20 protein-coding genes are annotated in these 22,061 nt (G+C 67.9%); 9 read left to right on the top strand and 11 right to left on the bottom strand.

The window, feature by feature from the left end:
- Position 1: 1 nt before the first annotated feature.
- From LXE91_RS28600 to LXE91_RS28630, 7 genes are read right to left on the bottom strand one after another with little or no spacing between them, the layout of a single operon-like run.
- Entirely contained in the window at positions 2–1,048 is a 1,047-nt protein-coding gene (locus LXE91_RS28600) for an ABC transporter substrate-binding protein (protein WP_039364141.1), read from the bottom strand.
- Complete coding sequence (locus LXE91_RS28605) at positions 1,045–2,196, bottom strand: NAD(P)/FAD-dependent oxidoreductase (protein ID WP_039364144.1); 1,152 nt, start codon at positions 2,194–2,196, stop codon at positions 1,045–1,047. Before LXE91_RS28605 ends, LXE91_RS28600 begins: the two co-directional genes overlap by 4 nt.
- Entirely contained in the window at positions 2,189–3,622 is a 1,434-nt protein-coding gene (locus LXE91_RS28610; RefSeq protein WP_039364148.1) for an FAD/NAD(P)-dependent oxidoreductase, read from the bottom strand. The genes LXE91_RS28605 and LXE91_RS28610 overlap by 8 nt, the downstream gene beginning before the upstream one ends.
- Positions 3,619–3,963, bottom strand: a complete 345-nt coding sequence (locus tag LXE91_RS28615; protein ID WP_039364151.1) for a (2Fe-2S)-binding protein — start codon at positions 3,961–3,963, stop codon at positions 3,619–3,621. The genes LXE91_RS28610 and LXE91_RS28615 overlap by 4 nt, the downstream gene beginning before the upstream one ends.
- A gap of 2 nt (positions 3,964–3,965) precedes the next feature.
- Positions 3,966–4,760, bottom strand: coding sequence for an ABC transporter permease (locus tag LXE91_RS28620; RefSeq protein WP_039364154.1), 795 nt, complete (start codon positions 4,758–4,760; stop codon positions 3,966–3,968).
- Positions 4,757–5,734 carry an ABC transporter permease gene (locus LXE91_RS28625; RefSeq protein ID WP_039364157.1) on the bottom strand — a complete coding sequence of 326 codons (978 nt, stop codon included), beginning with the start codon at positions 5,732–5,734 and terminating at the stop codon, positions 4,757–4,759. The genes LXE91_RS28620 and LXE91_RS28625 overlap by 4 nt, the downstream gene beginning before the upstream one ends.
- Positions 5,735–6,817: an ABC transporter ATP-binding protein gene (locus LXE91_RS28630; protein ID WP_039364160.1), complete on the bottom strand. Its 1,083-nt coding sequence runs from the start codon at positions 6,815–6,817 to the stop codon at positions 5,735–5,737. It lies immediately after the preceding gene.
- Between the two features lie 294 nt (positions 6,818–7,111).
- On the opposite strand from LXE91_RS28630, the gene LXE91_RS28635 reads away from it, so the two are divergent.
- From LXE91_RS28635 to LXE91_RS28660, 6 genes are all read left to right on the top strand, one after another.
- Complete coding sequence (locus LXE91_RS28635; RefSeq protein WP_039364162.1) at positions 7,112–7,999, top strand: IclR family transcriptional regulator; 888 nt, start codon at positions 7,112–7,114, stop codon at positions 7,997–7,999.
- 295 nt (positions 8,000–8,294) lie between these two features.
- Complete coding sequence (locus LXE91_RS28640) at positions 8,295–9,422, top strand: porin (protein WP_135370743.1); 1,128 nt, start codon at positions 8,295–8,297, stop codon at positions 9,420–9,422.
- A gap of 39 nt (positions 9,423–9,461) precedes the next feature.
- A complete protein-coding gene (locus LXE91_RS28645) occupies positions 9,462–9,683 on the top strand; it encodes a DUF3311 domain-containing protein (RefSeq protein ID WP_039364168.1) in 222 nt (73 codons plus the stop codon).
- Positions 9,680–11,158: a sodium:solute symporter family protein gene (locus tag LXE91_RS28650; RefSeq protein WP_039364170.1), complete on the top strand. Its 1,479-nt coding sequence runs from the start codon at positions 9,680–9,682 to the stop codon at positions 11,156–11,158. The genes LXE91_RS28645 and LXE91_RS28650 overlap by 4 nt, the downstream gene beginning before the upstream one ends.
- Positions 11,159–11,214: 56 nt before the next feature.
- Positions 11,215–12,687, top strand: a complete 1,473-nt coding sequence (locus LXE91_RS28655; RefSeq protein WP_039364173.1) for an amidohydrolase family protein — start codon at positions 11,215–11,217, stop codon at positions 12,685–12,687.
- An 84-nt stretch (positions 12,688–12,771) separates the two neighbouring features.
- Positions 12,772–13,236: an Ivy family C-type lysozyme inhibitor gene (locus tag LXE91_RS28660; protein WP_039364176.1), complete on the top strand. Its 465-nt coding sequence runs from the start codon at positions 12,772–12,774 to the stop codon at positions 13,234–13,236.
- A 145-nt stretch (positions 13,237–13,381) separates the two neighbouring features.
- On the opposite strand, the gene LXE91_RS28665 is transcribed toward LXE91_RS28660, so the two are convergent.
- Entirely contained in the window at positions 13,382–13,903 is a 522-nt protein-coding gene (locus LXE91_RS28665; protein ID WP_039364179.1) for a GNAT family N-acetyltransferase, read from the bottom strand.
- Between the two features lie 203 nt (positions 13,904–14,106).
- Between LXE91_RS28665 and LXE91_RS28670 the strand changes: the two genes are divergently transcribed.
- Positions 14,107–14,490, top strand: coding sequence for a hypothetical protein (locus LXE91_RS28670; protein ID WP_039364182.1), 384 nt, complete (start codon positions 14,107–14,109; stop codon positions 14,488–14,490).
- 78 nt (positions 14,491–14,568) lie between these two features.
- Here the strand turns inward: LXE91_RS28670 and LXE91_RS28675 are convergent, their stop codons facing one another.
- From LXE91_RS28675 to LXE91_RS28685, 3 genes are all read right to left on the bottom strand, one after another.
- Positions 14,569–15,339: an ABC transporter substrate-binding protein gene (locus LXE91_RS28675; protein WP_039364185.1), complete on the bottom strand. Its 771-nt coding sequence runs from the start codon at positions 15,337–15,339 to the stop codon at positions 14,569–14,571.
- Between the two features lie 143 nt (positions 15,340–15,482).
- Entirely contained in the window at positions 15,483–16,712 is a 1,230-nt protein-coding gene (locus LXE91_RS28680) for a cyanate transporter (protein WP_278068138.1), read from the bottom strand.
- Positions 16,713–16,918: 206 nt separating this feature from the next.
- On the bottom strand, positions 16,919–17,776 hold the full coding sequence (locus LXE91_RS28685; RefSeq protein ID WP_039364191.1) for a helix-turn-helix transcriptional regulator: 858 nt from the start codon (positions 17,774–17,776) through the stop codon (positions 16,919–16,921).
- 96 nt (positions 17,777–17,872) lie between these two features.
- On the opposite strand from LXE91_RS28685, the gene LXE91_RS28690 reads away from it, so the two are divergent.
- Both LXE91_RS28690 and LXE91_RS28695 read left to right on the top strand, forming a co-directional pair.
- Entirely contained in the window at positions 17,873–18,766 is an 894-nt protein-coding gene (locus tag LXE91_RS28690; RefSeq protein ID WP_039364194.1) for an SDR family oxidoreductase, read from the top strand.
- 269 nt (positions 18,767–19,035) lie between these two features.
- Positions 19,036–22,026 (top strand): non-ribosomal peptide synthetase, encoded by a 2,991-nt coding sequence (locus LXE91_RS28695; RefSeq protein ID WP_039364197.1) that lies wholly within the window; start codon positions 19,036–19,038, stop codon positions 22,024–22,026.
- Positions 22,027–22,061: the final 35 nt, after the last annotated feature.

Consider the following 22,061-nt stretch of genomic DNA (forward strand, 5'->3'; position numbering starts at 1 on the left):
GTTACCGCTCGATCTGCCGGTTCCAGCGCGTATCCCACTGCGCACGGCGCGCGTTGATGGCCGTCCAGTCGACGACCGTCACCTTGCGCACGAGATCGTCGACGTTGCCGAGGCTCTGCTGCATCGCGGCGGGCATCTTCGCGACGCGGTTGGTCGGGATCTGCTTGCCGGCTTCGGCGGCTTTCGTCTGCGCGGGTGCGGACAGCAGGAACTGCGCGAGCTTTTGCGCCAGTTGCGGATCGGGATTGTTCGCGACCACGCACAGGTCGACGAGCAGCAGCACCGGGCCTTCCTTCGGGTTCGCGTACGCGACCGGGATGCCCTTGTCCTGCAGGTCGCCGACGCCGGTCGGCGTGAGCGGGAACAGGCCGGCCTCGCCGGTCTGCACCATCTCCGAGATCTTCGCCGAGTTGGGGATGTACTCGACGACGTTCGGCCCGACCGTGCTCGCCCACTTGCTGAAGCCGGGCTCGACGTTCTGCTCGCTGCCGCCGAGCAGCCGGTTGATCGCGAGGAAGCCGTGCAGCCCGAACGTGCTGCTCGACGCCGACTGGAACACGACCTTGCCCTTGTATTTCGGATCGGCGAAATCCATCCACGACGTCGGCGGCGCCCAGCCTTTGTCCGCGAACAGCTTCCGGTTGTACGCGATGCCGGTCATCCCGAGCTGCACGCCCGCGCCCACGTCGTCCTTCATCCGCGCAAACGGGTACAGCTCCTTCAGCACCGGCGAATCGTCGAGCTTCTGGCACACGCCGAGGCTGACCGCGCGCGCCATCACGCCGTCGTCGAGGAACGCGACGTGGATCTGCGGCTTGTTGCGGTTCGCGAGCAGCTTCGCGAGCACGTCCGACGACGTGCCGGGCACGATGACGACCTTCACGTTGTTCGCCTTCTCGAAGTCGGGCAGCACCTGGCTCGTATAGGCCTTCTCCATCGGGCCGCCGTTCATGCCGACGTAGATCGTCTTCGTTTGCGCGAACGCGGGCGCGCTCGCGCCGGCGACGCAGAGGGCGGCGGCGGCCGCGATCGTTCCGAGCAGTTTCACTTGTGGGTCTCCTCTTGAGGGAAAGGGATGGTCGGCGTGGCTTGCGGGGCGAATCGACCGATCGAGAACGCGTCGAGCGGCGTGGCGGTTTCTCCGGTCGTGACGAGATCGGCGAGCACGTCGCCCACGCCCGGCGCGAGCAGGAACCCGCCGCCGGAAAAACCGAATGCATGCAGCAGGCGCGGCGTCGTGCGGCTCGCGCCGATGATCGGGTTGTGGTCGGGCGTGCAGCCTTCGACGCCGCTCCACGTGCGAATCAGCAGCGCGTCGCGCAGCGCGGGCAGCAGTGCGCACGCGTCGCGCATCGCCGCACGTGTCGTATCGACCGACGGCTGGCCGAACTCGCCGTCGCCGCGGCCGCGCCCGCCGCCGATCACGCAGTTGCCGCGCGCGACTTGCCGCGCGTACACGCCGCCGCCGTATACGCCGAGGTTGTGCGTGATGAACGGCGGCAGCGGTTCGGTCACCCACATGTTCGGGTAGATCGGCTCCATCGGCACGGCTTCGCCGAAGCGCTCGGCGATCGTGTTCGCCCACGCGCCGGCCGAATTGATCAGCCACGTTGCGCTGCACGCGCTGCGGCCTGCTTGAAAGTGGAAGCGCGTGCCGTCGTGGTGAACGTCGCCGACCGGCGTGTGCTCGAACACGTCGGCGCCCGCCGCGCGGGCCGCGCGCGCGAACGCGGGCGACACGAGGCGCGGGTTCGCGTGGCCGTCGGTCGCGCACAGCGAACCGCCGAGCGCCGCGCGGCCGAGCCACGGATAGCGGCGGCGGAACGCGTCGCCGCGCATCACCTGCAGCGGCAGGCCGTGCTCGCCGGCGAGCGTCGCGTATGCGTCGAGCGCGTCGAGATCGGCGTCGCTGCGCGCGAGCCGCAAGTGGCCCGACACGACGAATTCGCCGTCGATGCCGATCAGCTCGGGCAGGCGATCCCAGATGCGCCGTGCACGCAGCGCGAGCGGCAGCTGCTCGGCCGGACGGCCCTGGCAGCGCACGCCGCCGTAGTTCACGCCGCTCGCCTGCGCGCCGCAGTCGCGCCGCTCGAACAGCCCGACGTGCAGGCCGCGCCGTGTCAGCGCCAGCGCGGCCGATGCGCCGACGAGGCCACCGCCGACGATCGCGACGTCGTAATGCCGGTGCTCACTCATCGCGCGCCTCGTCGGGAATCGCCGCGACATCGTCGCCCGCGAGTGCGGCCGAGATCGGGAACGGCTTCACGGGTGGTTGCACGCGCAACCGGCCGATATCGGCAAGCGGGCGGCCGGTTTCGGCGGCCAGGACGAGCGCGGCCGCATCGCCGCACATGCGGCCCTGGCAGCGGCCCATCCCCACGCGCGTCAGTGCCTTCAAGCGGTTCAGTTCGGTCGCTGCGCCGTCACGGATGCAGCGGCGCAGCGTGCCCGCATCGATCTCCTCGCAGCGGCACACGATCGTGTCGTCGGCGCAGCGCGCGGCCTGCTCGACGGGCAGCGCGAACGCCGCTTCCAGGCCCGCGCGGAACGTGCCGATGCGCGCGAGCGTGCGTTCGAGCGTCGCCGCATCGGGCTTGCCGGACGGCGACGGCGGCGCGATGCCGGCATCGTCGAGCACGGCGAGCGCCGCGCGCCGGCCCGACGCTTCGGCCGCGTCGGCGCCCGCGATGCCCGCGCCGTCGCCCGCGACGTAAATCCCGCGCACCGACGTGCGGCCGGCCGCGTCGCGCTCAGGCAGCCACGCACGGTTGACCGGGTCGAAACCGAACCGGCAGCCGGCAAGATCGGCGAGCTGCGTTTCCGCACGCAGGCCGAAGCCGAGGCCGAGCGCATCGCAGTCGAGCTCGCGCGGCGGTGCATCGGCGCCGGCTGCGCGCCAGGCGAGCCCCGTCACATGGTGCTCGCCGAGCACGCGCTCGAGCGTGACGCCCGTTTCGATCGCGATACCCCGCGCGCGCAGCCAGCCGATGTAATAGAGCCCCTTCGCGAAGATCGACGGGATGCGCAGCAGTGCGGGCGCGGCGGCAGCCTGGCGGCGCAGCGGGCTCGTGTCGAGCACGGCCGTGATCTGCGCGCCGGCCTTCGCATACTGGTATGCGACGAGATACAGCAGCGGCCCCGTGCCTGCGAACACGATGCGCCGGCCGATCGCGCAGCCCTGCGCCTTCAGCGCGACCTGCGCGCCGCCGAGCGTATAGACGCCTGCGAGGGTCCAGCCCGGCACCGGCAGCATGCGGTCGATTGCGCCGCTTGCGACGATCAGGTGCGAATACGGCACGGTGACTTCGCGGCCGCCCTGCAGCGTATCGACGCGGCCCGCACCGCACGCCCACGCAAGCGTGTCCGGCCGGTAGTCGACGTGCGGCAGCAGCGCTTCCATGGTCCGGTGCACGGCGTCGGCCTTGGCGGCTTCGAACCCGTACAGCGTTCGCTTGCTGCGCACGAAAGCGCCGCTCGCCGGCGGTTGCCGGTAGATCTGCCCGCCCCAGCGCGCGTTCTCGTCGATCACGACGGGGCGCAGCCCCGCGTCGACCAGCGCCTCGGCCGCGCGTACCCCGGCCGGGCCCGCGCCGACGATCACCGGTTGCAGTGCGTCGTTCATCGCGAGTCTCCGGTTGCAACGGGCTGCACGCCTGTGAGAATCCGCATGCCGTCGGCGATCGGCGTCGAGCATGCGCGCACGCGTGCGCCTGCCTCGGTGCGCACCCAGCAGTCCTGGCACGCGCCGATCAGGCAGAAGCCCGCGCGCGGCAGGCCGCTGAATTCGCTGGTACGCACGCGGCGCTGCGCGACGAGGATCGCGGTGAGCACGGTGTCGCCGGCAAGTGCCTGCGCGGGGCGGCCGTCGAGCGTGAACGCGACGGCGGCACGCTCGCGCTCGGCGACGCGCACGAACTGCGCGCCGTCGTCGACGGGTTCGGTTGAACGGGAAACGGAAGTCATCGTCAGTGTTGGCCGATCAGGATGCGGTTCAGGCCGTACACGCGATCGAGCAGCAGCATCGCGCCGGCGGTGATGAAGATGACGAGCGCCGACACCGACGCCATCATCGGGTCGATCGACTCGGTCGCGTACATGTACATGCGCACCGGCAGCGTGACCGTCTGCGGCGACGTGACGAAGATCGACATCGTCAGTTCATCGAAGCTGTTGATGAACGCGAGCAGCCAGCCGCCGGTGATGCCGGGCACGATCATCGGCAGCGTGATGCGGCGGAAGATCGTCCACGGGTCCGCGCCGAGCGAGCACGCGGCCTGCTCGATGCTGCGGTCGAGGCCGGCGACGGACGCAAGCACGAGGCGCATCACGAACGGCGTGATGACGATCATGTGCGCGAGCACGAGCCACGCGAACGAGCCGGTCGCGCCGATCAGCGCGAAGAAGCGCAGCAACGCGATCCCGAGCACGAGGCCGGGAATCACCAGCGGCGACAGCAGCAGCCCGTTCAGGAACGCGCGGCCCGGAAACGTCGCGCGGCCGATCGCGAGGCCCGCCGGCAGCGCGATCGCGAGCGACAGCGTCGCCGACGCGAAGGCGAGCTTCAGGCTGTTGAAGAACGCGGTGACGAAGTCGGGGTAGTCGAGGATCGCGCGGAACCAGCGCAGCGACAGCCCGTGGGTCGGCAGCGTCAGCGTTTCGTCCGGCGTGAACGCGACCAGTACGACGATCGCGAGCGGCGCGAGCACGAACACGATCACGAGCGTGTGGAACGCGAGGGCGAAGGGGCCGTTCTTTCTCATCGGGATGCGCCTCCGAGGCTGCGCGCGTAGCGGCGTTCGAGCACGCGGTAGTAGGTGAGCATCACGACGAGGTTCGCGACCAGCAGCAGCACCGCGATCGTCGCGCCGAGCGGCCAGTTCAGCGAGCCGAGGAATTCGTCGTACACGGCCGTGGCCGCGACCTTCAGCCGGCGTCCGCCGAGCAGGCCGGGAATCGCGAACGCGCTCGCCGACAGCCCGAACACCATCAGGCTGCCCGACAGCACGCCCGGCATCAGCTGCGGCAGCACGATGCGGCGCAGCGTCGTGAACGGCGACGCGCCGAGCGACAGCGCCGCGTACTCGGTCTGCGGATCGAGCCGTTGCAGCGCGGTCCACACGGGAATCACCATGAACGGCAGCATCACGTGCACCAGCGCGATCACGATCGCGAAGGTCGTGTATTCGAGCTTGTACGGCCCGAGGCCGACGAGCCCGAGCGCCTGGTTCACGAGCCCGCTCGTGTTCAGCAGCATGCTCCAGCCGAACGCACGCACGACGACCGACACGAGCAGCGGCGCGAGGATCGCGAGCAGGAACAGCGAGCGCCACGGGTCGCGCATTTTCGACAGCACGTACGCTTCCGGCGTGCCGATCGCGACGCAGATCGCGGTGGTCAGCGCGGCGATCCCGAACGTGCGCAGGAAGATCGTGTGAAAGTACGACGAGCCGAGCACTTCCGCGTAGTTGCCGAACTGGAATGCGGCGATCGGGCCGGTCGCCGGGTCGTAGCGGTAGAACGTCAGCACGAGCGTCATCGCGAGCGGCACGAGCACGAGCGCGGCGAACAGCGCGAATGCGGGGGCGCACATCAGCCACAGCGGCGCATGCGCGCGCCAGGTCGCGCGCGGTGCGCGTCCGGCGGCGGTGCGTGCCGGCGTGGCCGCCGGCGCGTCGGGCTGCGCGAGGCTGGCCGGCACGCCGTCGGTGGTCAGCGGGCGGGAGGGCTGTCGCATTCAGGCCTCCCGGCGCATCACGCGCACCGCGTCGCTGTGCCAGTCGATGCCGACCGGCGCGCCTTCCGCGAGCGGTTCCGCGCCTTCGTTCTGGCAGCATACGAGCACTTCGCCGAGCGCGCTGTCGACGCGGTACAGCCACTGGCTGCCGAGAAAGAAGCGGCTCGTGACGGTCGCGGCGAAGCGGCCGGCGTCGGGGGTGCACAGCCTCAGTTTTTCCGGACGGATGCAGACCGACACCGCGTCGCCGATGCGCACGTCGCGCTCGCGCGGCGGCAGGTGCGCGGTATGGCCCGTCTCGGTGAGGTCGTGCCCGAGGTCGATGCGGATCGCGTCGCCGTCGTGCGCGACGATCGTGCCGGGCAGCAGGTTCGCCTTGCCGATGAACTGCGACACGAAGTGGTTCTCCGGGCGTTCGTACGCGCGGTACGGCGTGTCGGTCTGCGTGATGCGGCCTGCTTCCATCACGACCACGCGGTCGCTGATCGACAGCGCTTCCGATTGATCGTGCGTGACCATGATCGTCGTCGTGCCGATCTTGCGCTGGATCGCGCGCAGCTCGAACTGCATGTCCTCGCGCAGCTTCGCGTCGAGGTTCGACATCGGTTCGTCGAGCAGCAACACGGGCGGTTCGATCACGACTGCGCGCGCGATCGCGACGCGCTGCCGCTGGCCGCCCGACAGCTCGCGCGGAAAGCGGTGCGCGAGGGCGTCGAGGCGCACGAGCGCAAGCGCCGCGCGGATGCGCTCGGCGCGCTCGGCCTTGTCGACGCCGCGCATGTCGAGGCCGAAGCCGACGTTTTCCGCGACGCTCATGTGCGGAAACAGCGCATAGCTCTGGAACACGATGCCGAGCCCGCGCCGGTTCGGCTTCAGGTGCGTGATGTCCTGCCCGTCGAGCGCGATGCGCCCGCGCGTGACGTCGACGAAGCCGGCGATCATCTGCAGCGTGGTGGTCTTGCCGCAGCCCGACGGCCCCAGCAGCGACACGAATTCGCCTTGTTCGACCGACAGGTTGACGTCGGCGACGGCGGTGAGGTCGCCGAAGGTTTTCGTCAGATCCGTAAGCGTGAGAAACGACATGGGAAGCTCCGGGTTCGCACACCGCGTGGCCGGTGTACCGATGACGCGGACTCTAGCCAGCCATATTTCGGAGCGTCAATTTCGAATTCTGCTGAACGGGATGAATCTCGAAAAAATTCCGGTCAGCGGAATGGATGGTCGAATCCCGTGAAAATCGTTCCGCTGGATGACGAGCGGTCGAGCCGCGAAACACACGCGTCAATCCCGTGTACACCCGGATGCCCGCGGATTTTCGGCCGGACGACAATGGCGGCTCGCATATTCCGTTCAATGAAATCACCGAGGAGAGCCGGCATGCAGGAACCCCATTCGCCCGGAACGTCGCGGGCCGCACGCGCGGCGCACCCGGACGAGGACGCCGCCGATCCGGCCGGTGCGCCGGGCACCGGCATGCTGCAGCGTGCGTTCGCGATCTTGCGCGCGCTGGCCGGCATGCAGCAGGACGGCGTGCGCGTCACGCATCTCGCGAAGGCCGTCGGCCTCACGCAGGGCACCGCGCACCGGATCCTGCAATCGCTGATCGCCGAAGGGATGGTCGAGCAGGACGAGCAGTCGAAGCTGTACCGGTTGAGCGTCGACTTCTTCGCGCTCGCCGCGCAGGCCGGCAACCCGAGCAGCATGCGCACGCTGTGCCGCCCCGCGTTGCTGCGGCTGTGCGCGAGTCTCGGCGAGACGATCTTCCTGCTCGTGAAGAGCGGCTTCGACGCGGTGTGTCTCGACCTGTGCGAAGGGCCGTTCCCGATCCGCTCGTTCACCGGCGACATCGGCGGGCGCATCGCGCTCGGCGTCGGGCAGGGCAGTCTCGCGATTCTCGCGTTCCTGCCCGAAGCGGAGCGCGAGGAAGTGATCCGCTTCAACGTGCCGCGCATTCGCGGCTATGGCGTGCTCGACGAGGTGTATCTGCGCACCGAGATCGAACGCGTGCGGCAACTTGGTTACGCGGGCCGCAACAGCGGCGTGCTCGACGGGATGGCCGGCGTCGCGGTGCCGATTCTCGATCGCACCGGGTATCCGGTCGGCGCGCTGAGCGTCGGCACGCTGGCGTCGCGCCTCGGCAACGACCGCATGCCGATGGTCGTCGAACTGCTGCGGCGCCAGGCCGATGCGATCGGGCCGCGCACGAACCCGTTCGACGCCGCGCTGCGGCGGCCGATGCACGGGCTATCCGGGAAAACCGCATAGGCGCATCACGCGTCGCCGTTTCGTCAGCTTGCTTACGCGAGCCATTCACGTCTGAGCAAAGCGCGCCGCGTCCAGCGGACTTGCGCGCTTTCGTTTCTCTTGCAGCGGCGCACCGCCCCCGCTCATCTCCCCGTCATTCGAATTTCAACTGCCGCCCAGTTGAACATTTCATTTCTTGATGTGATTGCGGCTGGATACCATCCAGCGACTGTCTATACAACCCGATCGGCGCGTGTGGGCAGGATCAAAAAAACACAACACATCAATGAACAGGTTCGGAGAGGAGAAGACGGAGATGGTGCGAATGAAGGGTGGGAAGACGGGCGCCGCGTGCATGAGCGCGGCCATCGCGATGGTGTTCGCCGGCGCCGCGCACGCGCAGTCGACGGTGACGCTGTACGGGATCGTCGACGCGGGCGTGACCTACACGAACAACGCGAAGGGCCATGCGCTGTGGCAATTCACCGGCGGCAGCGAATCGGGCCCGCGCTGGGGCTTGATCGGCACCGAGGATCTCGGCGGCGGGCTGAAGGCGAACTTCCGCCTCGAGAACGGCTTCAACGTCGCGAACGGCGCGCTCGGGCAGGGTGGCCGGATGTTCGGGCGTTCGGCGTGGGTCGGCCTGAGCGGCGCGAACTGGGGCGCGGTGACGCTCGGCCGCCAGTACAACTCGACGCAGGACATCCTCGGCTCGCTTCAGATGAGCAGCTTCCTCGCGCAGTACTCGACGCACCCGTTCGACAACGACGACATCAACAACACGTTCCGCACCAACAACGCGGTGAAGTACGTGTCGCCGACGATCGCGGGCCTGCAGGCGAACCTCGTGTACGGCTTCTCGAACTCGACCGGCTTCGCGAACGACAACACCTGGAGCGCGGGCGTCACCTACGTGAACGGGCCGCTCAACGCGGGCGCCGCGTATGCACGCGTGAACCATCCGGCGGTCAGCACGAGCGGCGCGGTTGCTTCGGATAACTACTATCCGGCGTCCGCATCGGTGTTCGGCGCGAGCCTCGGCAACGCGATCCGCCAGCAGATCTGGGGCGCGGGCGGCAGCTACGCGATCGGGTCGGCCACCCTCGGCCTGCTGTACACGGGCTCGAACTTCGGGCAGGCGACGGGCGGCGCGCTGCGCTTCAACAACTACGAAGGCAGCCTGCGCTACCTGATCACGCCGGCGCTGATGGCCGCGGCCGGCTACACCTATACGCAGGTTGCGCGCGCCAGCGACAGCGGCCACTACCACCAGGTATCGGCCGGCGCGCAGTACCTGCTGTCCAAGCGCACCGACGTGTACGTAAACGGCTTCTACCAGAAGGCGTCGTCGGGTGTCGGCCGTGCGTGGATCGACGGGACCGACGGCCCGTCGTCGACGACGTCGCAGGTGGCGGTGGTGGTCGGCATCCGCCAGAAGTTCTGATGTCCTGACGCGTTCGCGTGTCTTCCGGAGGAGACGGAAATGAAACTCAAACTGTTGCTGGCGGCGTTGCCGTTCGTCGGGATGTATGCGGGCGGCTCGATCGCCGAGGTGCGGCCGCTGCTGTTCGGCCTGCCGTTCCTGCTCGTGTGGAACCTGATCTGGATGGCGGCGACCGCCGCGATCCTCGCGATCCTGTTCCATCTCGATGAACGCGACGAGCGCGACGCGGCCCGCGCCGGCCGCTCGGGAGACACGCGATGAACGCATCGATCCTCATCATCGCGGCGTTCGCCGTGTTCGCGTTGGCGATCGGCGTGATGGCGCGCCGCGGCCGCAAGCTCACGCTCGAGCAGTGGGCGGTCGGCGGCCGCGGCTTCGGCTCGCTGCTCACGTTCCTGCTGATGGCCGGCGAAGCGTTCTCGACGTTCTCGTTCCTCGGTGCGAGCGGCTGGACCTACAGCAAGGGCGTGCCCGCGTTCTACATCCTGTCGTACGGCTGCCTCGCGTTCGTGATCGGCTACTGGATGCTGCCGGCGATCTGGCGTTACGCGAAGGCGCGCGGGCTCGTGTCGTTCGCCGACTACTTCGCGGCGAAGTACGACAGCCGGGCGATCGGCGTGCTGGTGTCGGTCGTCGCGGTGTTCGCAATGGTGTCGCTGCTGATGATCCAGTTGCGCGGGCTTGGCGTGATCGTGTCGGAGATGTCGTACGGGCTGATTCCGCAAGCGGCCGCGATCTGGATCGCCGCGACGCTGATGGCCGTGTACATGGTCGTGTCGGGCATCCACGGCTCGGCGAGCATCGCGATCTTCAAGGACGTGCTGATCCTCGCGATCGCGATCTTCCTCGGCCTGTACCTGCCGATGCATTACTACGGCGGCCTCGGCGCGATGTTCGCGAAGATCGACGCCGCGCATCCGGAACTGCTGCGCATGCCCGAGCATGGCTTCAACCTGAGCTGGTACAACTCGACGATCCTGCTCACGTCGCTCGGCTACTACCTGTACCCGCACGGTTTCACCGCGATCTACGTCGCGAAGGACGAGAGCGCGCTGCGCCGCAACGTGATCCTGATGCCGCTGTACCAGGTGCTGATCGCGTTCCTGTTCCTCGTCGGCTTCGCGGCCGTGATGACCGTGCACGGGCTCGAAGGCGCGCAGGCCGATCTCGCGCTGCTGCGCCTCGTGAAGCAGACGTTCCCCGCATGGTTCGTCGGCATCGTCGGCGGCACGGGCCTGCTGACCGCGCTGGTGCCGGGTTCGCTGATCATGCTGAACGCGTCGACGACGATCGCGCGCAACATCTACCGCGAAGGTTTCGCGCCGAACGCGACCGACCGCGAGGTGACGCGCGTTGCACGGATCGCGCTGCCGATCTTCACGCTGGTGGTCGTCTACTTCGTGCTGCGCGGCGGCGCGACGTTCGTCACGCTCGCGATCTTCTCGTCGAGCCTGCTCACGCAGCTCGTGCCGATGCTCGCGTCGAGCTTCCTGAAGCGGCCGTTCGGCACGCGTGAAGGCGCGTTCGCGGGCATCGCAGCCGGCGCGATCGTGATCGCGATGACGAACTACTATGGCGTGACGCTCGCGTCGCTGTTCCCCGGCGCGTCGAACACGCTGACGTCGATCAACCCCGGGCTCGTCGCGCTCGCGGTGAATGCGGTGGTGTTCATCGTGATCAGCGCGGGGCAGCGCAGGCTGAAGGCGCGTATCGCGGCGCCGGCCGGGTCCGTGTGACGGCGTGACGGCCGGAAGGCATTGAAATCAATCGAACGACAACAGGACACTGTGCGATGACTACCGAGGGCAATCAAGCGGACAACCGCGAAGCGATCGACACGCTGATCGCGAACGGCTGCGTGATCACGATGGACCCGCAGCGGCGCGTGATCGAGCGCGGCGCGGTTGCCGTGAGCGGCGATCGTATCGTCGCCGTGGGCGGCACCGATGAACTGCAGGCCCGCTACCGGGCCGCACGCACGATCGACGCGCGCCGCAAGGCCGTGCTGCCGGGCCTGATCGATGCGCATGCGCATGCGGGCCACGCGATGCTGCGCACGATCGGCGGCGCGGACGGCGACGCATGGTCGGCCGCGGCCGAGACGATCTACACGCGCGCATCCGACGAGGCATTCTGGGAAACCGAGTCGCACCTTGCCGCGCTCGAGCGGCTGAAGGCCGGCGTGACGACGGGCGTGTCGCTGCTTGGCGGCGGCAATTCAATCATGCGCGTCGACGATCCGGTCTATGCACGGCGCCATTGCGATGCGGTCGTGCGCACCGGTACGCGCTCGATCGTCGCGGTCGGCCCGTCCCGACCGCCCGCGCCGCGTGCTTATACACGCCACACGCCGGACGGCAGCGACACGCGCGACATCGACTTCGACACGATGTACGCAGTGTCAAAAAGCATCATCGACGAATGCCACGGCGATGCCGATGGCCGGATCCGCATCGCGCTCACGCTGCCCGTGTACGGGCCCGAGCACGACCCCGAACTCGCGCGGTACGAACACGACTTCCGCGACCAGGCCGCCCGTTACGGCGCGCTGGCGCGCGAGCGCGGGCTGACGTTCACGCAGGACGGCCACCGCGCGGGCACGCTCGCGTTCGCGCATCGCGAGCTCGGCCTGCTCGGCCCGACGTCATTCATGTCGCACAGCATCGACCTGACCGACGACGACATCGCGGCATGCGTCGAGACGGGCACCGCGATCGTTCATAACCCGAGCGCGATCATGTCGATCCTCGGTCGCTGCCCGGTGCCCGAGCTGATCGATGCGGGCGTGACGGTGGCGATCGCGTCGGACGGCGCGGCGCCCGATCGCGGCTACGACATGTTCCGCCATATGTGGCAGTGCATGCATTACCACCGCCGGCATTTCCGCGACCCGGACGTGCTGCCGCACGGCAAGGTGCTGGAGATGGTGACGATCGACGCGGCGAAGGCGCTGTCGGTCGATCACGAAGTCGGTTCGCTCGAAGCCGGCAAGCTCGCCGACGTCATCCTCGTCGACCTGTTCCGGCCGCACATGATGCCGATGAACATGCCGGTGTATCGCGTGACGTGCTTCGCGAACGCGGCCGACGTGTGCATGACGATGGTCGGCGGCAGGGTGCTGATGGAGGATCGGCGCGTGTTGTCGGTCGACGAGCGTGCGATTCTCGAGCGGGTGAACGAAGTCGCGGAAATCACGATCGAGCGCAGCGGGTTGCGTCATTTGCTCGACGAGCCGAAGACGCTGTGGGGGCGCAGCCGCTATTGACTGACATAATTTGACACGACGGGCAGAACTCTTGTCGGTGTTGCGGCGACTAAGGAATCGCCACATTGACAGGAGTAGAGATAAATGAACGCCAGGATTCCCCTCGCCGCTGCCGCGCTGATCCTTGCCCAGGCCGCATGGGCCGCGGGCCCCACGCCGACGAAAACCTGGACGATGAGCGCGATCCCCGGCGATCGCGCGGCGAGCGATGCGTTCGCCGCGATGAAGAAAGGGCACACGGTGCCTGCGTGGGCGACGAACGGCACCGAATCTCCGGGAACCACCGTCGTGTTCGGCGGGCACGACGTCTACGTGATGACCGCTTGCAAGCCGCACAGGTGCGGGTCGGAGCGCATCGCGGTGCTGTACGACCCGCAGAAGAAGGTCATGTACGGGGTGCTGTCGGTTGCCGGTCCGAAGGAGGGCGCCGAGAAGCTGACGTGGCTCAATATCGGCGGCGGTAACGAATCGATCGACGGACGGACGATTCTGTATGCGGCACTGACGGGCAGCCTCGAGAACCACCCGGACGCGTTCAATTACAAGTGACGCCGGCCGATTGACGGCCTTTCAGGCATCGATCGCCATCGCTGCACGAACGGGCCGGCCGAAGTGAAGCAGGGGCGTCGCGCGATCATGCGCGGCGCCCTTTTTCTTTTGCCGGCGAGGCGCGGTCGGCATGCAACTGCGAAGATCAGCGACGGTAAATGAACTCCAGGTCGGTCGCTTCCCCTACCTTGAAATCGTACGTGCCGACCTTCCTGAAACCGGCTTTCTCGTAGAAGGCGATGGCCTTCGCGTTGCCGGACCACACGCCGAGCCACACCGGGCCGGGGCGCTCCGTGGCCAGATAGTCCAGTGCGGAATCGAACAACGCGCGCCCGGCGCCGGTCCCTTGCGTCCCGCGCCGAAGGTAGATCTGATGGATCTCCCCCGACCCGTCGGCCACCTCCGGGTGCGGGAGCTTGCACGGCCCCGCGTGCGCATACCCCACCAGCCGGCCGTCGTCGCTTTCGGCGACCCACGTGCGGCACTGGGGATCGTTGAGCTGGCCCGCGACCGTTTCCACCGAGTAGGCCTGGGTCTCGTACGCAGCCAGATCGTGCGGCGGGTAGTCGATATTGAATCCGTCTTGCAGAAAGGTTTCGCGGAACGTGTCGCGCTTCAGTTCGGCGAGCGGGATGGCATCGGAGGGCGTGGCAACGCGGATCAACATGAAGGATGGCTGGGTTGGTGGGTCGGGCCGACAGTTTATCCCGGCTGACGACAGGCTTGCGAGCGCCTGGTCGATCTGCGTGCGAGCCGCGCCAGGGGCGTGTGCGCCGGAACCTGATCGACCGCAAGGCGATCGTGCCGATGCCGGTGGTTGACCGCCGACGGACATGCTAGGATTTCCGACAAACAACTTCGGAGACTGCCATGCCGTTCATCTGCGAAAACGTTGCATGCCGCGCCGTGCTGGCTCGCGGGCAGGTCAGGCCCCATCAAGAGGACTCCGGGTGGTGCTTCTACTGCCCGGACTGCAACACCCGGAACGAGTTGATGTATGTCGACGTGGCCGGCGGCGCCGTCGAGCTGGTTCAGCCGGAGCGGGCCAGCCCGCCGCACAAGGTGGTTGCGACGGCCCGACCGCTGCAGGATGGCAAGTACGCGGCACAGTTGAGCGTTCAGCGGGCGCTCGCCGTGAAGGGAACGTACGCGGCCGAAGAACACTGGGATGAACTCGGTGTGTTCGGCGACGCGCAGGAAGCCGTCGCGCACGCGAAGTCGTTCGCAACCGACCTGCTGCAGCGAGCCGCGTAGTCTAAATCATTCGGTCAACGAAGAAGCGGTGTCGCGCACGCATGCGTGACACCGCTTTGCGCTGTCCGTTCTCGCCCGTCAGTTGTAGATGTCGAACGAGAAATACTTCTTCGCGATCCGCTGGTACGTCCCGTCCTGGATCAGGCTCGCAAGCGCCTGGTTGATCTGCGTGCGCAGCGCGTCGTCGTCCTTGCGCACGCCGATCGCCGAACCGACGCCGAGCGTCTTCGGGTCATGCAGCGGCGGCCCCGCGAATTCGAAGTTCGCGCCCTTCGCGGTTTTCAGGAAACCGAGGTCGGCCTGCACCGACGATTGCAGCGACGCATCGAGCCGCCCCGACAGCAGGTCCTGGTAGACGAGATCCTGCGTCTGGTACGTGCGGACGATCACGCCCTTCGGCTCCCAGTACGTGCGCGCATAGGTTTCCTGCGTCGAACCCTGCTCGACGCCGACGCTCTTGCGCTGCAGCGATTCGGGCGTCGGCTGCAGGTTCGAGCCGCGCCGCGCGACGAGCCGGGGCGGCACGTTGTTGATCTTGTCCGTGAACGCGATCTGCGCGAGGCGCTTCTCGGTCACGCTCATGGACGACAGCACGCCGTCGAACTTGCGCGCCTTCAGCGCGGGGATCATCCCGTCGAACGCGTTCTCGACCCACACGCAGCGCACCTTCATCCGTTCGCAGATCGCGTTGCCGAGATCGATGTCGAAGCCGACGAGCTTGCCGTCGGGCGCGAGCGATTCGAACGGCGCATAGCTGGGGTCGACGCCGAGGCGCAGCACCGCCGGGTCTTTCGCGGCGGCGGCGCCGGCCGTCAGCGCGAGCGCGACGGCCAGCACGAGTTTTTTCATGTCTGTCTCCAATACCGATTGATCGTGTTTGTCTTGAAGCGAACCAGCGGCCGTCGGGCGTGACTGCCCGCGCCCGGCCATGCGCGGGCGGCTGGACGTTGCGCCGGAAGCGATCGGCGAAACGTCCGGATTCGAAGGGGGCGTTAGCGGGCGGCGCCGGTGATGCGCACCATGCCGTGCCGGTAGCCGGCGGGCGCGAACGCGGCGTTCAGGGCTGCCATCGCGGCGATCACGCCGAGATGGATCCACCACGCGATCGCGAAGCCGCCGCCCGCGTCGCGCAGCCAGCCGATCAGCCAGGGGCTTGCCGCGACGGTCAGGAAGCCGATGCCCTGCACGAACGCGGCGAGCGCGCCGGCGAGCCGCGCATCGGGCAGGTGGTCGAGCGTGACGATCAGGCTCATCGAGAAGAAGCCGCCGAGACCGAGGCCGACGCTCGCGACCCAGAACCACGGCGCGAGCGCGGGCAGCGTCGCGAACCCGATGAAGCCGGCCGCCTGCAGCGCGAGCGTGAGCCACAGCACGGCGCGGCGGTCGGGCGAGCGTTTTGCGAGCATCGGCATCGCGAGCGCGCCGATCGCCTGGAACAGTGCCATCCACGCGAGCAGGTTGCCGCTCGCTTGCGGACTCATCCCGATGCTGTGGTAGAACGCGGGCAACCACGCGACGAGGCTGGCGTAGCCGCTGTTGCTGAGCCCGAAGAACAGCGCGAGCAGCCACGCGCGCGGAACGCGGGCGAACGCGGTGAGCGGAACCGATACGGCCGTCGCGCGCACGGCGTCGCGCGGCGCCTTCGCCCGCCACAGCGCGAGCGTGACGAGCGCCGGTACGGCCCACACGGCGAGCGCGAGATGCCAGCCGCCATGCGCGGCGAGCCACGGGCTCGCGACCGCGCCGAATGCGCCGCCGCCGACCAGCGCGGCCGAATAGAGGCCCATCGCGAGCGGCAGCCGGTCGACGAACCAGCGTTTGGCGAGGCCGGGTACGAGCGCACGGATCACGGCGACACCGGCGCCCGCGACGATCGCGGTGCCGATCAGGCCGGTGCTGCCGCCGGTCCACAGGCGCGCGGTGCAGCCGGCCGCGATCAGCGCCAGCGCGACTGTCAGCGCGCGCTGCTCGCCAACGCGCCGCGCGAGCCCGACGCCGACCCCGGCGACGACACCCATCAGCACGAACGGCAGCGTGGTCAGCAGCGCGGCCGCGCGAAAGCCGAGGCCCGTGTCGGCGCGTACGACGTCGAGCACGGGGCCGAACGCGGTCAGGAACGGGCGCAGGTTGAGGCCGGCCAGCACCAGCAGCGCGAGCGCGCCATAGGACACGGAAGCCGCATGCGGGCGGTGGACGGCTTGCGCGGTGCCGGGGTCGGACATCGGGATGCTCCAGGGAGGGGCCGGTGGCCCTGAGATGCGATGCCGAAAGGGTAAGCGCGCGCTGCGCCAGGTGAAAATTAAATATTCGACTGGGAATCAGTGCGAAATGTGATGGGGCGGAGCGGGGCGACGGGGACGGATGGGGGCCGCCGGCGGTGGCGGGCGATACGGCGTGACGGCATCTTCGTCAGATGAAACACGCACCGTCACGCGACGGGCATCTGCTCGGCCAGCGCTTGCGCGCGCGCGGCCACCAGCGTCCGGACGAGCGCGCGATCGGCCGCCGTTTCCGGCGTAAAGATCACGAGCGTCTGGTCGGGCCGGCCGCTGACTGCGAACGCCGAGTATTCGAGCGCGATGCGCCCGACGGCAGGATGGTGGATCTCCTTGGTCCCTTCTTCGTGCGAGCGGACATCGTGGTCGCGCCACAGCGCGTCGAATTCCGCGCTCGCCGCGCGCATCTCGTCGACGAATGCCTGAACGGCCTGCGTCGCACCGCCGCGCGCGACGTCGGCGCGAAACGCGCCCACCGCGAACCGCGCGACGCGTTCCCAGTTCGCCTGCACGCGGCGCACGTGCGGATCGACGAAGATGAGCCGCAGGATGTTGCGCCGCTCCGGCGACAGCGCGGTGTAGTCGGTCAGCGTTGCCGCTGCCGCGTCGTTCCACGCGACGACGTCCCACGTCGCCGAGCGTACGATCGCGGGGCTCGCGTCGAGCGAATCGAGCACGTGCTGCACGCGCGGCGACACATGGTCGGCTGCGTGATAGCGCACTTCCGGCAGGTGGCCGACGCCGATCAGGAACAGGTGCTCGCGCTCGGCATCGTTCAGCAGCAGCGCGCGGGCGAGCCGGTCGAGCACGTCGGCCGACGGCGCACCGCCGCGCCCCTGTTCGAGCCACGTGTACCACGCGGTGCTCACGTGCGCGCGCTGGGCGACTTCCTCGCGCCGCAGGCCCGGCGTGCGGCGGCGCGTGGCCGGCAGGCCGAGCGCGGCCGGGTCGAGTTTTTCACGGCGGGCCCGAAGGTATGCGCCGAGCAGGTTGTCAGGGGCGTCAGCCATAGCCTGTTAGTTCGTTTACCGGTAAAACCGTCACGACTTCACCGTGCGCGGCGATCGACAGATAGTAAGCCTCCCTGCCATCCGGAGGTGTTGAACATGCGTGTCTTTGTTACTGGAGCGTCGGGCTTCGTCGGCTCTGCCGTCGTGGCCGAACTCGTTGCTGCCGGGCACTCGGTGCTCGGTCTCGCGCGGTCCGATGCGGCCGCGTCGTCGGTTGCGGCGGCCGGCGCCGATGTCCATCGCGGGTCGCTCGAGGATCTCGACAGCCTCACGCGCGGCGCCGAAGCCGCCGACGCGGTGATCCATACGGGATTCAATCACGACTTCTCGCGCTTCGCGCAGAACTGCGAGCTCGATCGCCGCGCGATCGAGACGATCGGTGCGGTGCTCGCGGGCTCGGCGCGGCCGCTGGTCGTCACGTCGGGCCTCGCGCTCGTCGCACCGGGGCGCGCGGCAACCGAGGACGATCCGCCCGTGCCCGTGTCGTCAACCTACCCGCGGGCGTCCGAAGCGACCGCGGCCGCGCTGGAAGCGCGCGGCGTGCATGCGTTGGTCGTGCGTCTGCCGCCGTCCGTGCATGGCGACGGCGATCACGCGTTCGTGCCGCGCCTGATCGCGTTCGCGCGGGAGAAGGGCGTGTCGGCCTACATCGGCGAAGGCGACAACCGCTGGCCGGCCGTGCACCGGCTCGACGCGGCGCGCGTGTACCGGCTCGCGATCGAGCGTGGTGCGGCCGGCGCACGCTATCACGCGGTCGACGATACGGGTGTGCGGTTCAGGGACATCGCGGAAGTGATCGGCCGGCGGCTTAACGTGCCGGTCGTCGCGAAGACGGCGGCGGAAGCGGGCGAGCACTTCGGCTGGTTCGCGATGTTCGCGGGAATGGATGCGCCCGCAACGAGCGAGCGCACGCGTGCATCGCTCGACTGGGCGCCGACGCAGCCGGGGCTGCTGGCCGATATCGACCGGCCGCGGTATTTCGAAGGCTGAGCGGGGCGGCGGGCGTGCCGTCGTATCCAAACAAGCGGCACGCCCGCGTTGCAGCGTTCAGACCGTGACGACGACCTTCCCGACTTGCGCGCCGGCTTCCATGTAGCGATGCGCTTGCGCGATGACGTCGAATGCTTCGCCAGTCGCATCAAGCATCTTCATCGTTTCGCCTTTCGTTTCAGCCGCCATCCATCTCGTGCGCAGAATTGCTTTTTATTCATTCAAATCTATATTGGGATCTGTTCGTTTCGATGCGAGGAATCAAAACGATGACGACTCAATCGAATGTGCTCGAGAAGTTTCAGATGTGCGCGGCCGTACGAGGCGACACGTCGGCCGTGGTGTCGGAACAAGCGTGCCTGAGTTACCGCGAGCTCGATCGTCGGAGCGACGCGATTGCCGGTGCATTGCGAGGCCGGGGCATCGGGCGCGGCAGCCTGGTGCCGATCGAGGCCGCGCGTAACGTCGACTTCATCGTCGGTATCCTCGGCATCCTGAAGGCCGGCGCGACGTATGTCCCGATCGACGAACGTTATCCCGACGCCCGCAAGGATCTCATCCTGCAGCAATGCGATGCGTCGCTGGTGTTGACGGCCCGCGCGACACAGCGGGACGCGGCCGTTCCGTTCATCAGCGTGGCGGACCTGTCGGTGCGGCGGCCCGACCGGGACGACGCGCATGCGACGCAACCCGCCGATGCGCCGGAGGGCGCGATCTACGTGATCTTCACGTCCGGCTCCACGGGCGCGCCGAAAGGCGTCATCGTCGAACATGCCGCCGTGGCCACACTCGTCGGCTGGCACAACGCGCGTTTTTCGATGAATGCCGAAAGCCGCGCGACGCTGATGGCGGGCCTCGGCTTCGATGTATCGCAGTGGGAAATCTGGTCGGCCCTCTGCGCGGGGGCGACGCTGTTCCTGCCGGACGACGAAACGCGTTTCGACGCCGATGCGCTCGTCGGCTTCTTCACCCGTCACCGGATCACGCATGCGTACGTGCCGACCGTGATGGTGGCCGACGTGGTGGGTGTCGGCCAGCCGACGGACCTGAAGCTCGAGTATCTGTTCACGGCCGGCGAAAAGCTCGATCCGGTCGATACCGATCGAGTCAGTTACACGGTGGTCGATTACTACGGGCCGACCGAAGCGACGATCTTCGCGACGTATCACGTCGTTCCGAGCGCGACGCTTGGCCGTCCGGCATCGATCGGACACCCGGTCGGCAATACCGAGATCCTGATCCTGAACGATGCGCAGGAAGCGGTGGGGGAGAACGACGTCGGCGAGATCTGCATCGGCGGGCCAGGCTTGGCCCGCGGCTACCTGAACAACCCTGCGTTGACTCGCGAGAAATTCCGTCCGCATCCGCAACGGCCGGACCGGATCATCTATCGCACGGGCGATCTCGGGCGCCGGCTGAACGACGGCTCGATCCAGTTTCTCGGCCGTCTGGACGATCAGGTCAAGATTCGCGGCAACCTGGTCGAGCTGAGCGAAATCCAGGCGGTGCTCGCCAGAGCGGACGTGGTACGCAAGGCGCTGGTGCTGGCGTTGCCCCGCATCGCCGGAACCGGCAAGGAACTGGTTGCGTTCGTCGTGCCGGCTGATCCCGCCGTGCCGCCCGAGCAGGTCGTCGACGCGCTGAAGGCAAGCGTGCGGCAATACCTGCCGGATTACATGTGGCCTGTCGGTCACGTGCTGCTCGACGACATCCCCGTGACGGCGAACGGCAAGACCGACCGGGCCGCGCTGCAGCAGCGTTACCACGACGAACTGCGCAACCGGACCGAGCAGGAGTCGTATACCGCCGTCGAGCGGATCTTGGCGGATGCTTTCGTCGCGCTGACCGGCCATGCGTCGTTTCGCAAGACCGACAGTTTCTTCGACATCGGCGGCAATTCGCTGCTGACGGCGAAGCTTGCCAGGGCGCTGTCGGATGCCGCGGGCACGAAGATGCTGATCCGTGACGTCTACGAGCACTTGTCGGTGGAAGGGCTCGCAGGCGAGATCGAGCGGCGTGTCGCGGCGGCGCTCGAGATCGACCGCGAGCCCGTTTATGCGCTCTCGAACGATATCCGCGTGCCGGCGCAGGCGGATTTCAGTGGCGCCTTCGACATCGCGCTGCTGGCGCGCCCGCGCACGATTCTGCTGACGGGCGCCACGGGGTTCGTCGGCGTTCATTTGCTGGCCGAACTGCTCGCGACGACGTCGGCGATCGTGCATTGCCTGGTGCGTGCGGAAGATGCCGCCGCGGGACGTGCGCGGATCGACGAAAAGCTGCGTGCCTACGACGTGAACCTCGGGCCGGACGAGCGATCCCGCATCCGCGTGTGGGCGGGTGATATCACGCAGGCGCGCTTCGGGCTGGACGAGCGGCACTACGCGGCGCTGGCGGACGAAATCGACATCGTTTACCACTCGGCTGGCGCGGTCAATTTCATCCAGCCGTATTCGTTCATGAAGAAGATCAACGTGGACGGCCTGACCCAGATCCTCGCTTTCGCCGGGTGCAGGCGCACCAAGGCGCTGATCCTGCTGTCGACGATCTCGGTGTACAGCTGGGGGCATCGCTTCACCGGCAAGGCCATGATGACCGAAGCGGACGACATCGATCAGAACCTGCCGGCGGTGCTCGAGGACATCGGCTATACGCGCAGCAAATGGGTGATGGAAAAAATGGCCGACCTGGCGGCGCAGCACGGCCTGCCGCTGATGACGTTCCGTCTCGGCTACGCGACGTTTCACGGCGAGACCGGCGTCAGCGCCGATTATCAATGGTGGGGGCGGCTCGTGAAGACGTGCATGGCGCTCGGTACCGTGCCCGACCTGGAGGACCTGCGCGAAGGGCTGACGAGCGTGGATTACATGACGAAAGCGCTTGCGTGGATTTCGCGCAATCCGGCGGCGCTGGGGCGGAAATTCAACCTGATCAATTCGCCCGAGGCCAACCTGACGCTTCGGGAGTTCTTCTCGAGGCTGGAACGCTACTTCGGCTTGCGGTTCCGGGTCGTGCCGTTCCGCGAATGGCGCGATGCGTGGAAGACCGATATCGACGCACCGCTCTATCCGCTATTGAGCCTGTTCGACGACAACATTCGCGACGGGATGTCCACGGCCGAGCTGTATCAGAACAATTACGTGTGGGACTGCCGCAACGTGATCGAATTTCTCGAAGGCAGCGGCATCGCGCAGCCGGCATTTTCCCGCGAGCAACTGGCGCGGTACATGGAGCGGTCGATCGGCCATCGGGTTGCGGGGTGAGCGCGACAACCGCATACCGCTCGCCCCCGGGCGGC

It is taken from the genome of Burkholderia contaminans, assembly GCF_029633825.1.
Classification (GTDB): Bacteria; Pseudomonadota; Gammaproteobacteria; order Burkholderiales; family Burkholderiaceae; genus Burkholderia; species Burkholderia contaminans.